The following is a 14,157-nucleotide window of genomic DNA, read 5'->3' as shown; positions in this document are numbered from 1 at the left end:
TCACCGGTTCGCGCTGAAACCGACCCACTTCTCGAGCAGACGCGCCGCCTCGCCGTCGTCGATCGCCGTCGCAGCCCGGTCCACGGCCGCCCGCATCGCGGCCACCAGGTCCGCGTCCCTGTCGAGCCCGTCGAACGCCACGAGCGCCGCCGCGGAGTTGAGCAGGACCGCGTCACGCACCGGGCCGGTCTTTCCCGCCAGGAGATCCCGGGCGACCCCGGCGTTGTACACCCCGTCGCCGCCTCGTAGTTCCTCGATCGAGCACGTGTTCATCCCGAAGTCGGCGGGCTCGATGCGGTCCTCGTCGACGTGGCCACCGGCCACCCGCAGGACGCGGGTCGGACCCGTCATCGTGATCTCGTCCAGCCCGTCCGTACCGCGGACGACCAGAGCCGACCGGCCACGCAGCGCGAACACCTCCGCCATCACCGAGACGAGATTCTCGAAGGCGCAGCCGATGAGGTTCGCCGTCGGGGCGGCCGGGTTCGTCAACGGCCCCAGGATGTTGAACACGGTCGGGATGCCGATCTCCCGCCGCGGTGTCGCGGCGAAGCGCAGAGCGGGGTGGAACACGGGGGCGAAGCAGAAGGCCACCCCCACCTCGTCGAGACAACGCCCCACGTCCTCGGGTCCGAGATCGATCGCCACGCCGAGCGCCTCGAGGACGTCGGCCCCTCCGCTCTTGGAGGACGCCGCCCGGTTGCCGTGCTTGACGACGGGCACCCCGCACGCGCTGACCACCAGAGACGACATAGTCGAGATGTTGACGGTTCCCTGCCGGTCGCCGCCGGTGCCCACGATGTCCACACAGGCGCGGTCCGTGGGCACGCGGCGGGAGTAGTCGAGCATCGTCGAAGCGAGAGCCTCGAGCTCGGGTCCGGTGACACCCTTCATCTTCAGGGCCACTCCGAACGCGGCGATCTGCGCATCGGTCGCGACGCCCTCCATGATCCGGGACATCGCCCACCGCGCGTCCGCCGGAGCGAGGTCCTCCTCCGCCGTGAGGGTGCCGAGTACTCCGGGCCAGGACCGGCCCCCGTCGATCGCCGCCGAACTGCCCACGTGTCCCGACCTCCTCTGGTCTCATAGAAAGGAACCGGCACTCGAAGGGGCCGGCCACACGGGATCAATCGTGCCACCCCCGGTAGCGTCGCCGCCCGCGCCGTCCCCTGCCACGGCGGCCGCGACCGCCCGGGGAGACCAGCCTGAGAGGCCCCTGATAGCCCCTGCAAGGGGGGCGATTTCCGACCCCTGACCGTGACGTATCTGAGGCGACCTGCGGAAACGCTGAGCGGACACGCCGATTTCGGGGGTCCATGCAGACTCGCCCCACCTCAGGGGTCATACTTGGCCACGTGACGAGCGCAGTAGATAACTCAGGATCGGCCATGGCCCAGCGTGTTCATTCGCTGAATCGGCCGAACATGGTCAGTGTGGGCACCATCATCTGGCTGTCCCAGGAGCTGATGTTCTTCGCGGGCCTGTTCGCGATGTACTTCGTCTCCAAGGCGAACTCGGGAGGTGACTGGCCCTCCTACCCGACGCATCTGAACGTGCCGTTCGCCCTGACGATCACGGTGATCCTCGTGGCATCGTCGTTCACCTGCCAGCTGGGCGTGTTCGCCGCGGAGCAGGGCGATGTCTTCGGACTGCGGCGGTGGTACGTCATCTCCGCAGTCATGGGCACCGTCTTCCTCATCGGCCAGGCGTACGAGTACGTGATGCTGTACCTCGAGGGGACCACCATCTCCTCCAGCGTCTACGGGTCCGTCTTCTTCATCACCACCGGCTTCCACGGGCTCCACGTCGCCGCGGGCGTCATCGCCTTCGTCGTTCTCGTGATGCGTACGACGATGTCGCGGTTCACCCCGGCGCAGGCCACCGCCGCCATCGTGGTGTCCTACTACTGGCACTTCGTCGACGTGGTCTGGATCGGCCTCTTCGTCACCATCTACTTCATTCAGTAGTCAGCTGGCCGCAGGACGCTGTGTCCAGCAGGTCCCAACACCAAAGGGAACTCACAATGAACTCACCTCACCCACCCGCTGCGGATACGCCGTCGCCGGACCCGGCGACGACCCCGACGCGGTCGGTCTCCACCAAGCGGCGCCGTAAGGCGACCGGCGCGCTCGTCATCGCTGCCGGCCTCCTCGGAGCGGGAGCCATCGCCACCGCCGTCGTCCCGGAGCCGCAGGTGGCGACGGCCCAGCAGGACCAGGCCGCACTCATCGCCGAGGGCAAGTCGATCTACGACGTCGCCTGCATCACCTGCCACGGGCAGAATCTGCAGGGTGTCGAGGACCGCGGCCCGTCCCTCGTCGGTGTCGGCGCGGGATCCACCTACTTCCAGGTGCACTCGGGCCGCATGCCGGCCGCGGACAACGAGGCGCAGGCCGAGCGCAAGAAGCCCCGCTACAGCGAGCAGCAGATCATGGCGCTCGCGGCCTATGTCGACCTCCACGGCGGCGGGCCGGGCATCATCACCAACGCCGACGGCACGATCGCGCAGGAGTCGCTGCGCGGCGCCTCCGGCGAGAGCCGCGCCGAGGAGATCGCCCGCGGTTCCGAGCTGTTCCGGCTCAACTGCGCGTCCTGTCACAACTTCACCGGCCGCGGCGGAGCACTCTCCGGCGGTAAGTACGCGCCGGTTCTGGACCCTGCCAACGAGCAGGAGATCTACCAGGCCATGCTCACCGGCCCGCAGAACATGCCCAAGTTCTCGGACCGGCAGCTCACGCCTGACGAGAAGAAGGACATCATCGCCTACATCAAGGCCACGGATAACAAGGTCTCGCCCGGTGGCTACGGCCTCGGCGGTCTCGGCCCGGTGACCGAGGGCGTGGCTATCTGGCTTGTCGGCATCGTCGCCCTCATCGGTGCGACCCTGTGGATCGGATCCCGTTCATGAGTGAGACCCCGAAGAACCCGTCACCGGCGGACCTGGACCGCATGAGCGAGGCCGAGCTCGTCCGCCTGGGCACCGAGCTCGACGAGGTCGACGTCCGGCACCGCGAGAACCGCTGGCCCGAGGGCGTGACCACCCGCGCCGAGAAGCGCGCCGCGCGCACCGTCACCACCTGGTTCGCGCTGTCGGCACTGTTCGCCCTCGCCTTCGCCGTCGTCTACCTCTTCTGGCCGTGGGAGTACCGCGGCGAGGGTGAGGACGGCTTCTGGCTGTACATGGCCTACACGCCGCTGCTCGGCGGCACGATCGGCCTGTCGATCCTCTTCCTGGGCTTCGGCGCCGTGCAGTTCACCAAGAAGTTCGTCCCCGAGGAGATCTCGGTCCAGACGCGCCACGACGGCGTCTCGGACGAGGTCGACCGCCGCACCATCGTCGCGGAGCTGAACGACTCGTGGAAGACCTCCACCATCGGCCGTCGCAAGGTCATGGGCGGCTTCCTCGGTGCGGGTGTGGGTCTCATCGGCCTGTCCGCGATCCTGCCCCTCGGCGGCATGATCAAGAACCCGTGGAAGCGCGGGGAGATGACCCTCTCCGGTGACGGCACCCTCCACACCACCGGCTGGACCCTCGCCTCGGAGAACCGCCCCGACGGCCTGCCGCCGGAAAAGGTCTACCTCGGCCGCGACACCGGCAAGGTCTACCCCGACGGGCATCCGCCCGCCGGTGAGGGCCGCCTGGAGCGCATCCGTGTCGACGACCTCGCCGCCGGTGGCCTCGAGTCCGTCTTCCCGCTGCCCGAGAGCGCCCTGGGCAACTTCGAGGAGCACATGCACTCGATCCACGGTTCGCGTAACTCGGTCATGCTGATCCGCTTCCGTCCCGAGGACGCAGCCCGCGTCACCAAGCGCAAGGGTCAGGAGAACTTCAACTACGGCGACCTCTACGCCTACTCGAAGATCTGCACCCACCTCGGCTGCCCCACCTCGCTGTACGAGCAGCAGACCCATCGATTCCTCTGCCCGTGCCACCAGTCGCAGTTCGACGCGCTCGAGTACGCGAAGCCGGTCTTCGGCCCCGCCGCCCGCGCGCTTCCGCAGCTGCCCATCGCCGTGGACAGCGAGGGTTACCTCGTCGCCAACGGTGACTTCGTCGAGCCGGTCGGACCCGCCTTCTGGGAGCGTCGTTCATGAGCACTAACACAAGACTCGCGTCCCTGGGCGACGGCCTCGACGCGCGGTACACCATGGCCAAGGGTCTGCGCCGGCAGATCAACAAGGTCTTCCCGACCCACTGGTCCTTCCTGCTGGGCGAGATCGCCCTGTACAGCTTCATCATCCTGCTGATCTCGGGTGTCTACCTCACCCTCTTCTTCGACCCCTCCATGTCGAAGGTGATCTACCAGGGTGCGTACGCACCGCTCAACGGCATCGAGATGTCTCGTGCCTACGAGACCGCGTTGGACATCTCGTTCGAGGTGCGTGGCGGACTCTTCGTGCGGCAGATCCACCACTGGGCGGCCCTGCTGTTCGTGGCGTCGATGGTCGTCCACATGATCCGCATCTTCTTCACCGGCGCGTTCCGTCGCCCGCGTGAGGCCAACTGGACCATCGGTTGCGTGCTGCTGCTCCTGGGCATCGTCGAGGGCTTCCTCGGCTACGGCCTGCCGGACGACGTGCTCTCGGGCACCGGCCTCCGCATCACCTCCGCGATCATCGTGGGTCTGCCCGTGATCGGTACCTGGATGCACTGGATGATCTTCGGCGGGGACTTCCCCGGCGAGATCATGATCCCGCGCTTCTACGTTCTGCACGTGCTGATCATCCCGGCCATCATCCTCGCGCTGATCGCCGCTCACCTCGCGCTGGTGTGGTACCAGAAGCACACGCAGTTCCCCGGGCCCGGCCGCACGGAGAACAACGTCGTCGGCGTCCGGATCCTCCCGGTCTTCGCCGTCAAGTCGATCGCGTTCGGTGCCATCACCGTCGGCATGCTCATGCTCTTCTCGGGCTTGTTCACGATCAACGCGATATGGAATCTCGGGCCATATAACCCGTCGCACATCTCCGCCGGTTCGCAACCCGACTGGTACATGCTGTGGACCGAGGGCGGCGCTCGTGTGATGCCGGCCTGGGAGCTCTACCTCGGCCCCTACACGATCCCGGCGACCACCTGGGTGGCCGTCATGCTCGGCGCCATGGTCGTGCTGATGTTCCTGTACCCGCAGATCGAGGCCAAGATCACGGGCGACAAGGCGCACCACAACCTGCTCCAGCGCCCGCGTGACGTGCCGGTTCGTACCGCCTCCGGCATGATGGCGATCACCTTCTACGTGATCCTGGTCCTGATGGGTTCCAATGACCTCATCGCGTACCATTTCGCCATCTCGCTCAACGCGACGACGTGGGCCGGACGTATCGGGCTCATCCTGCTCCCGCCGCTGGTGTACTTCTTCACCTACCGTCTGTGCCTGGGCCTCCAGCGCTCGGACCGCGAGGTGCTGGAACACGGCATCGAGACCGGCATCATCATGCGGATGCCGCAGGGCGAGTTCATCGAGGTCCACCAGCCCCTCGGCGAGATCGACGAGCACGGCCACGCCGTCCCGCTCGAGTACGCCGGCGCCAAGGTGCCCACCAAGATGAACCAGCTCGGCGTCGCGGGTCGGCCCCCGCGCGGTGCGCTCACCCCCGACCCCGTCGAGGAGGCGCGTCTGCTCGACGAGGCCGAGCACGACAAGCACCACCGTGAGCACTCGATGCTCACGACGCTGCAGGAGGAGAACCGTACTCGTCGCGACGACGAGCACTGATCCCCGACTGCACCCGACCGCGGGCCGGATCTCCTTCTCCGAGGAGGTCCGGCCCGCGGTCGTCGTCCACCACACCCTCGACCCGCGGGACAGGAATGATCGAGCAGTCACACTCGTCCGGAGCGGACGGTGCGATCGTGCTCACCCATGAGTTCGACCACGCCCTCGAACTCCTCCACGGGGGGCACGACCTCTTCCTCACGGGCAAGGCGGGCACCGGTAAGTCGACCCTCATCCGTCGCTTCCTGTCGGAGACGCGCCGCCCCACCCTGGTCGCCGCCCCGACCGGCATCGCCGCACTCAACGTGGGCGGCTACACGATCCACCGACTGTTCGGCTTCCACCCCGGGTCCACCGTCGACCACGTCCGCGGTTCCTCGTACCACCCGGGGCGCTTCGCCGGGGCCCTCGCCGGCGTCCGCACACTGATCGTGGACGAGGCGTCGATGATCCGCGCCGACCTGTTCGACATGATGGCGATCGCCCTCGAGCGATTCGGTCCGGACCCCACGATGCCGTTCGGCGGCGTCCAGCTCGTCCTGGTGGGCGATCTCTTCCAACTCCCACCGGTCGTCACTGACGCCGAGCGACCCGACTTCGACGCGGCGTACACGACCCCCTACTTCTTCTCCGCCGAGCGCTTCGACCGCGGCCGCTTCCCCACCGTCGATCTCACCCGCGTCTTCCGACAGTCCGGCGACCCGGAACTGACCGCCATCCTCAACTCGATCCGCGAGGGCACGCTCGTCGGCACCGCGCTGGAGCGGCTCAACTCACGGACCGACCCGGCCTTCACGCCTCCGGACGACGCGCCGTGGCTGACACTGACGACCACCAACCGGATGGCCGCCGCCCACAATCGCCGACGTCTCGACCGTCTTCCCGGGGCGGAGCTGACGACGGAGGCGGCCGTCACCGGCGACCTCACCGGGTTCGAGCCCCCGACCGAGGCGAAGCTCGTGTACAAGGTCGGTGCCCAGGTCATGATGCTCACCAACGACCCGGCGGACCGCTGGGTCAACGGCTCTATCGGAAGTGTGCTCGACGCGTCGCCGGGGAGACGGGAGGGGCGGGGCGAGGACGGACCCGTCGTCGTCGTCGGATTCTCCGATGGGGAGGTGGCCGAGGTCGTCCCACACACCTGGGACGTCACCCGACCCGACGGCTCCGACGGCGCGGTCCGCCACGAGGTCATCGGCTCCTTCAGGCAGCTGCCGTTCACCCTCGCCTGGGCCATCACCATCCACAAGAGCCAGGGTCAGACGCTGGACAGGCTCATCGTGGACCTCGGCGGCGGCACCTTCGCGCCCGGCCAGTTGTACGTCGCGTTGAGCCGGTCGCGGTCCCTGGACGGTCTCGTCCTCACCCGCCCGGTCAGGCCGGGGGACCTCGGAACCGACCGCCGGATCCTCCGGTTCCTCCGCGACCCCGAGGGAGATGTACGCGGCCACCGCTACTGTGCCGTCGCGGCGCTCACCGTCGGGGGCGACAGCGCCCGTTCCCGTCCGCGGCCCGTGGAACTCGCGGTGGCGTTCCCGGACGGTAGCGCGGTGACCACGCTGGTCAATCCCCAGCGCGATCTGGGGCAGGCGCGGGCGGACTTCGGGATCTCCGCCTCCGACGTGCTGCTCGCGCCGACGTCGCCCGAGGCGTGGGCGATGATCGCGCCGCTCGTGGACGGCTACACGCCGATAGGTGTGAACCTGGACGCCACGTTGGAGTGTCTCGACTCGGAGCTCGAGCGTCTGGGCAGCCCGGTGGCGATGCCGCTCGGGGTGGATATCCCCTCCGGCGCGCTCATCCCCGGCGAGCGTGCGCGTCATCGGGCCGGCTCGGCGATCCGCCGTGCGCGGGTCGCTCTCGAAGTCCGGGACCGGCTGTGGCTCGACGAGGCCGGCGCCGGGGTGTTCGACGTGGTCGGCGCCGGGTCGCAGCGGGTCGACCCGCACGGCGACGAGGCCGGCCCGGGCGCGGTGGGTCCGGCGGAGCCGGCGCGGGGCGGGTACCTTCTCACCCGCGACGGCGACGTCCACCCACCTTCCCCGGCGTCACTCCCCCAGTTGTCGGCGATGCTGCGCATCAGCGCGGAGGTGTCGGCGGCACTACTCGACCCACCGCACCGCGGTGGCCACCCGGGTGCTGGCGACGACGACGAGGTGGTCAACACCGGCGACCGCGACCTCGTGGTCGGGGCGCGCGGGCTCGTGGCCGACCAGATCCGTCGCGCCGCGCAGCGGGTGCCGATGACCGCTGCACTGCTCGACAGGCTTCGGCTGGCCTCCGAGGTGGTGGGCTCGGATCTCAGGCGCGGGCTGGAGGCCGCGCCGGCGGTCGACGTGTCCGAGGTGCTGCGGCCCGGGACGCGCGTGTGTTTCAGCGGTAGCGCCCTCGACAGGGACGGCACGGTGGTGGCTCGGAGCGAGATGGAGGGCATGGCTCGCCGACGCGGCCTCGAGCCGGTGTCCACGGTGACCAAGTCCCGCTGCGACGCGCTGGTGATCGCCGAACCGGGCAGCCAGTCGACCAAGTCGCGGGCCGCCCAGCGGTGGGGTACGCCGGTCATCCCGGTCGCTGACTTCCTCCGCTGGGCCAGCCGCTGCCGCTGAGGGCAGCCGCCGGGCCGGCAGGCCCACGCGGCCCGGTTCAGGGCGCGATAGGCAGCGGCTCCCCGGCCATGTCGGCCACGGCCCTGAACGCCATGGTCATCCCGGAGCCGAGCGGGACGCCCGGCCCGGGGTAGGCCTCCCCGGACACCGACGCCGACGAGTTGCCCGCCGCGTACAGGCCGGGGATCGGACGACCCTCCGTGTCGAGCACGGCACCGTTCGCGTCGATCACCGCACCGCCCTTGGTGCCGAGGTCGCCGAGGACGAGTCGGACGGCGTGGAATCGCTCGCCGCCGACCGGTCGCAGGCACTGATCGGCCGTGGCGGCACCCAGGAAGAACCGCCCGTACGGGTCCTCGCCGCGGGCGAAGTCGGCGTCGCGCCCCTGCTCGGCGAAGCCGTTGAACCGGTCCACGCTCTCGCGCAACGCGGCGGGATCGAGCCCGGTGGCCTCGGCCAGTTCCTCGACGGATCCCGCGGTGTGCCACAGGCCGGCCCCGCGCAACGCGTCGGGCTCGGGTGCGGGGATACAGATCGCCGGGTAGCCACCGGCCTCGGCGTCGTCGAACACCAACCAGAACTCGTCACCGGCACCGTCGGCCATGCGGGCGTGCATCTTGCGCCCCATCTGGTCGTACGGCAGCAGTTCGTTGGCGAATCGCCGGCCGGTGCCATCGACGATGATCCCGCAGCGGAAGCCCAGGGTGAACGCGGCGTGCCCGTTGGAGAACAGCGTGGCGGGGCACCACCAGGACTGGTCGAGCAGGTCCAGCTCCGCGCCGACCTGCTCGAACATGCGGACGGCGTCGCCCGAGCCCGTGGCGGGGTGGGACGACGACCAGTCGGCGGTGGGCATGTCCTGCCAGCGACGGCGGAGGTCCGCCGACCGTTCGAATCCGCCGGCGGCGACCAGTACCCCACGGCGTGCGCCCAGCACCTGCCGGCCGGAGACACCGTTCACGACCACCCCGACGACCCGTCCGTCGTCGTCGCGGACCAGTTCCTCGGCCGCGGTGTTCAGTCGGGTCTCCGCGGTGTCCATCGAGTCGAGTGCGAGCACGAGCCGCGCCACCCAGGCCCTGCCGCCCTCGAGCTTGGCGGTGTCCTCGTCCGCGCCGAACTGGTCGGCCGGAACCGGCGGACGGATGTCGGTCGCCCGGTCGCCGACCTCCTCGCCCTTGATGGGCTTGGGGTAGATGCTCCGGCCGAGTTCCTGGCGCCCCGGGGCGTCGAAGTAGTCGGGGAAGGCCTGGAAGCGGGTCGGGATGCCCAGCTCGTCCTGCAGGAACTCGACGACCTGCGGCCCGGTGTTGAGGAACGCGTCCTGGACGTCGGCGGCGGTGCGGTCTCCCACCACGGCGCGGAAGTAGGTGCGCCCCCGCTCGACGGAGTCCTCGACCCCGTCCCGGGCGAGGACGGAGTTTCCAGGGAGCCACACGGCGCCGCCGGAGTACGCGGAGGCCCCCCCCGAAGCGGTCGGTCTTCTCGATCAGGCAGGTTGACAGACCCCGGGCGGCGGCGGTCGCGGCACCGAAGAGGGCTGCCACCCCCGACCCCACGACCACCACGTCGAATTCCGCGTCGAATGTGTTGTCCTGCGCCGTCACGGCAGCCCCTCATCGTCATCCAGCTCTGGTGGAACACGTTCCAGTTCCTGTCGTGACCCTAACACCGGCCCGGTGTGCGACACCCTCGATCGGCGATCGGTGGGGAACGAGAGGGAGGCGGGGCAGGATCTGGGTGTGACCGATCGAGACGACAGCACCGGCGCCGGCGTGGAGCACACCGAGGACGGTCGACACATCGCGGTCGGGGGCCGGCGGTGGCGCGCGACGGATCCGTCCATCCCCGAGAAGCTCCGCTCGGAGCTCGTCCGGGCGCTGATGACCGGTCGCCGGCTGGTCAAGACCGAAGGCGATGCCGCCCGGGTGATGGTGCACGACGCCAAGGTCGCGCTCGGTGAGCGCGGCGACCCGTGGTGGGCACCCACCCGGGAGGGGACACGCGATCGACTGGCCGCGACGATCAGGACGCTCCTGCGCTCGCGCGGCCAGGGGTCGATCTGCCCGTCGGATGCGGCCCGGGTGGCGGGTGGGGATCATTGGCGCGACCTCATGCCCGTCGCCCGGGAGGTCGCGTTCGACCTCCGCGAGGAGGGCGTGGTGGCGGTGACCCAGCGTGGCGAGCGGGTCACCGGACGTGAGGTGACCGGGCCGATCAGGCTGATCGCCGACGACGGCCTGGAATTCACTCCGCCGACGGGGTGACGTCGCGGCGTCGGACGGGTGAGAGAGTTCGAATTCTTGTAGGCTACTCACCAGTAGGAGTACACCAACCTGACGCTCCGCTCCCCTCCACGGTGGCCTGCCACCGGAGCAGAACGTCCAACGGAAAGGCACGCACTTGCGCCGCACTGTGTTCAACGAAGACCACGAGGCCTTCCGCCAGACCCTCCGTGACTTCATCGAGTCCGAGGTGACCCCCCACTTCCAGGAGTGGTTCGAGGCCGGCATCGTCCCCCGTGAGTTCTACTACAAGCTCGCCGACCTCGGCCTGTTCGGCATCAACGTCGACGAGGAGTACGGCGGCGCGGGGATCAATTCCCACAAGTTCGAGGCCATCCAGTCCGAGGAGACCGCCCGCGCCGGCGTGGACTTCGGCGGCTCGGGTGTCCACGTACTGCTCGGGCTCCCCTACATCAAGGCCCTGGCGACCGAGGAGCAGAAGCAGCGCTACCTGCCCAAGTTCGTCTCGGGCGAGGAGATGTGGGCGCTGGCCATGACCGAGCCCGGCACCGGGTCGGACCTGGCCGGCATGAAGAGCACCGCCAAGCTCTCGGAGGACGGCACCCACTATGTCCTCAACGGTGCCAAGACGTTCATCACCGGCGGCGTCCACGCCGACCGCGTGATCGTGGCCTGCCGTACCGCTCCCCCGCGTGAGGACGACCGCCGCTTCGGCATCTCGCTGCTCGCCGTCGACACCAAGCTCGAGGGCTACGCGGTGGGCCGCAAGCTCGACAAGGTCGGACTCAAGACCTCCGACACGGCCGAGCTGTCCTTCACCGATGTCAAGGTCCCGGTCGAGGACCTGCTCGGCGAAGAGAACCGCGGCTTCTACTACCTCGGGCAGAACCTGCCGTCCGAGCGCTGGGGCATCGCCTACGGTGCGTACGCCCAGGCCGCGGCCGCCGTGCGGTTCGCCAAGGAGTACACGCAGCAGCGCACGGTCTTCGGCAAGGAGGTGGCCTCGTTCCAGAACACCAAGTTCGAGCTGGCCGCGTGCCAGGCCAAGGTCGACGCCGCGCAGGCCGTCGCGGACCGCGCCCTCGAGGCGCTGGACGAGGGCGAGCTCACCGCCGCCGAGGCGGCCTCGGCCAAGCTGTTCTGCACCGAGGTCGCCGCCGAGGTCATCGACCGTTGCCTCCAGCTGCACGGCGGCTACGGCTTCATGAACGAGTACCCGATCGCCCGCCTGTACTCGGACAACCGCGTCAACCGCATCTACGGCGGTACCAACGAGGTCATGAAGTCCATCATCGCCAAGGACATGGGCCTGTAGGTCCCACGACCCCCTGGCTCCGTCGGGCCCCGTCCGCTCCCCGCGGACGGGGCCCGAGTCGTCCGACGGACTCCCTCTGCCCGTCAGTCCCCGGGTGCGGCCTCGTAGTCGGCGTGCCCCTCGACCCCGTATCTGTATGTGATGGGGTCGATAAAGACGTCGGGTTCGGCGGGGGGCCTCAGGGTGAACACCACGTAGGCGGCGACGATGCCCACCAGGTAGAAAACCGAGAGGACGACGACGAGGACGTCCGCCTCCAGTCCGCTGAGCAGGCACACGAAGATCACCTGGGCGAGCGCAATGCACAGGCCGAACACGGCGAGGTCCACCCACAGCACATTGCGACCTGCGACGGCCTTGTAGACGAAGACCACCCCGATCATCGTCACCGGGATCGAATAGAGGGCGACAGTGGCCGCGGGCACGAAGGACGGCTGCGAGGCGCCGCCGAGCACGAAGAGGGCCGCGTACAGCACCATGGTCGGCCAGGCGGCGATCTTGATGTGCTCCCAGTAACTCTCGTTGACCGCGGCGAACACGGCCACGACCCGGTTGTGCCCGCTCCAGTCGTAGACGAAGTGGAGCACCGAGCCGACGACGATGAGCGGGATGATCGCCCACCAACTCACCGAGACGACGGCACCCGTGTCCAACACGGTCTCATCCTCCCGCCGACCGGCGCAGTCCGCCGGTCTTCCCAGGTCAGCGCCGTGTGTCGGACCTGCTTGCTAGTGTTTCCCCAATCGAACACACGAGCGATACGGGGTGCGGCACTCGCCCGCCCGAGGGGGTGCACATGCGGGAGGCGACTACCGGCGGCCAGCGCGACGACCGCGACGCGGCCGGGCGCAGCACCGGCGATCCCGGCACCAGCGGTCCCGGCGTCGATGACCCCGGCGCCCTGGCCGGCAGTCCCGCCGTCACCGCCGCCAGCTCCGCAGCCCTGGCGGCACTGCACGCCGAGAATCGCGCGGCCGCTGCCCGACTGCGCGCCTGCCACGACCTGTGGGCCACCTGCCGCGAGGAACAGGAACTGCGCGACATCGCCGCCGGCTACGGCCCCGGCCTGGACCAACGCCCCGAACACGCCGTCATCGACCCGCTGACCATCGCCACAAGTGAGATCGTCGCCGCCTACGGCGTGCACCACAACCGCGCCCGCAGCCTGCTCACCCTGGCCATCACCCTGGTCACCAAGTTCCCCGGTCTCGTCGAGGCCATGGACACCGGCCACCTCGACGAAGCCACCGCCACCCTGCTCGCACGCCACATGCGCACCGTGGACTCACTGCACCGCGACGCCGTTCACCGCGAGGTCATCGACTGGCTCCTGGCCGCCCTCGCCGCCGGCAGGCGCCCCGGACGCGACGCGATCCTCTCCCGCACCGACCGCATCATCGCCGCCCACGACCCCCACGGCGTACGCCTGCGCCGCACCGCCGCGGTCCGCGAACGCCGCGTCACCCTGCGCCGCGGCCCAGACGGCATGGCCGACCTCACCGCCCACCTCACCGCCACCGAAGCCTTCGCCATCCACACCCTGCTGCAGACCAGGGCCACCGACCAACGCCACCGCGACACCCGCACCCGCGTCGAGACCACCCGCCGCCACGGCGCCCACACCCTCGACACCGACACCATCCGCAGCATGGACGAACTACGCGCCGACGCCCTCGTCGCCGCCCTCCTCGGCCACCCCGACACCGACACCGACATAGACGCACGCAGGGGCGCGGGTACGAGCGCGGGCGCAGGCACTGCCGCGGGCGCCGGTCACCGCCCGCCGGCCACCCAGATCCGCCCCACCATCACCGTGCTCGCACCCCCCGGCCCCGACGGCGAACCCGAGGTCTACCTCCCCCGAGGCGGCCCGGCCACCATCGACGCCCTCATCGAACTACTCACCCGCAGCACCGGCGCGACCATCACCGTGCCCGACACCGCGCCCGGCGCCACAGACAACCCCCACCACGCCCACCGCTACCGCATCAGCGCCCGACTGGCCCACCGCATCCGCCTACGCGACGGCACCTGCCGCCACCCCGGCTGCTCCGTACCCGCCCAGGACTGCGACATCGACCACATCCGCCCCTTCAACCACACCGACCCCGACAGCGGCGGCCTGACCATCGAAGCCAACCTCGCCAGCATGTGCCGCCAACACCACCGCTTCAAAACCTTCCACGGCTGGCACTACCACCTCGCCCCCGACGGCACCCTGACCGTCACCACCGACACCGGCCACACCCTGACCACCCACCCCACCGGCCCCCTGG

The 14,157-nt window shown here is 69.6% G+C and carries 11 protein-coding genes; 8 read left to right on the top strand and 3 right to left on the bottom strand.

Features of this window, described 5'->3' with window-relative positions; genetic code table 11:
* Positions 1-1,062, bottom strand: coding sequence for an anthranilate phosphoribosyltransferase (gene trpD, locus KHA85_RS10875; RefSeq protein ID WP_063973930.1), 1,062 nt, complete (start codon positions 1,060-1,062; stop codon positions 1-3).
* Between the two features lie 293 nt (positions 1,063-1,355).
* On the opposite strand from trpD, the gene ctaE reads away from it, so the two are divergent.
* The 5 genes from ctaE to KHA85_RS10850 all read left to right on the top strand — a co-directional run bounded on the left by ctaE (position 1,356) and on the right by KHA85_RS10850 (position 8,320).
* Entirely contained in the window at positions 1,356-1,967 is a 612-nt protein-coding gene (gene ctaE / locus KHA85_RS10870) for an aa3-type cytochrome oxidase subunit III (protein ID WP_007632198.1), read from the top strand.
* 56 nt (positions 1,968-2,023) lie between these two features.
* Positions 2,024-2,908 (top strand): cytochrome bc1 complex diheme cytochrome c subunit, encoded by an 885-nt coding sequence (qcrC, locus tag KHA85_RS10865; RefSeq protein WP_007632200.1) that lies wholly within the window; start codon positions 2,024-2,026, stop codon positions 2,906-2,908.
* Positions 2,905-4,095, top strand: coding sequence for a cytochrome bc1 complex Rieske iron-sulfur subunit (gene qcrA, locus KHA85_RS10860; RefSeq protein ID WP_007632201.1), 1,191 nt, complete (start codon positions 2,905-2,907; stop codon positions 4,093-4,095). The genes qcrC and qcrA overlap by 4 nt, the downstream gene beginning before the upstream one ends.
* Positions 4,092-5,714 (top strand): cytochrome bc1 complex cytochrome b subunit, encoded by a 1,623-nt coding sequence (qcrB, locus tag KHA85_RS10855; RefSeq protein ID WP_182641938.1) that lies wholly within the window; start codon positions 4,092-4,094, stop codon positions 5,712-5,714. Before qcrA ends, qcrB begins: the two co-directional genes overlap by 4 nt.
* Positions 5,715-5,809: 95 nt before the next feature.
* Positions 5,810-8,320, top strand: a complete 2,511-nt coding sequence (locus tag KHA85_RS10850) for an AAA family ATPase (RefSeq protein WP_213185802.1) — start codon at positions 5,810-5,812, stop codon at positions 8,318-8,320.
* 37 nt (positions 8,321-8,357) lie between these two features.
* Here KHA85_RS10850 and KHA85_RS10845 read toward each other — a convergent pair whose 3' ends face one another.
* Complete coding sequence (locus KHA85_RS10845; protein WP_308936926.1) at positions 8,358-9,758, bottom strand: FAD-binding protein; 1,401 nt, start codon at positions 9,756-9,758, stop codon at positions 8,358-8,360.
* A gap of 304 nt (positions 9,759-10,062) precedes the next feature.
* On the opposite strand from KHA85_RS10845, the gene KHA85_RS10840 reads away from it, so the two are divergent.
* Positions 10,063-10,587, top strand: a complete 525-nt coding sequence (locus KHA85_RS10840; protein WP_308936925.1) for a DUF3253 domain-containing protein — start codon at positions 10,063-10,065, stop codon at positions 10,585-10,587.
* Positions 10,588-10,723: 136 nt separating this feature from the next.
* Positions 10,724-11,881, top strand: coding sequence for an acyl-CoA dehydrogenase family protein (locus tag KHA85_RS10835; protein WP_061228903.1), 1,158 nt, complete (start codon positions 10,724-10,726; stop codon positions 11,879-11,881).
* An 83-nt stretch (positions 11,882-11,964) separates the two neighbouring features.
* On the opposite strand, the gene KHA85_RS10830 is transcribed toward KHA85_RS10835, so the two are convergent.
* Positions 11,965-12,537 (bottom strand): DUF6512 family protein, encoded by a 573-nt coding sequence (locus KHA85_RS10830; RefSeq protein ID WP_213185801.1) that lies wholly within the window; start codon positions 12,535-12,537, stop codon positions 11,965-11,967.
* Between the two features lie 140 nt (positions 12,538-12,677).
* Between KHA85_RS10830 and KHA85_RS10825 the strand changes: the two genes are divergently transcribed.
* On the top strand, positions 12,678-14,157 hold a 1,480-nt coding region (locus KHA85_RS10825; RefSeq protein WP_213185800.1), incomplete at its 3' end, for an HNH endonuclease.

The sequence above is a fragment of the Dietzia massiliensis genome (assembly GCF_018390595.1).
GTDB lineage: Bacteria > Actinomycetota > Actinomycetes > Mycobacteriales > Mycobacteriaceae > Dietzia > Dietzia massiliensis.
Note: the sequence above shows the minus strand (reverse complement) of the source record. Positions and strands in the feature narration are given on the sequence as shown.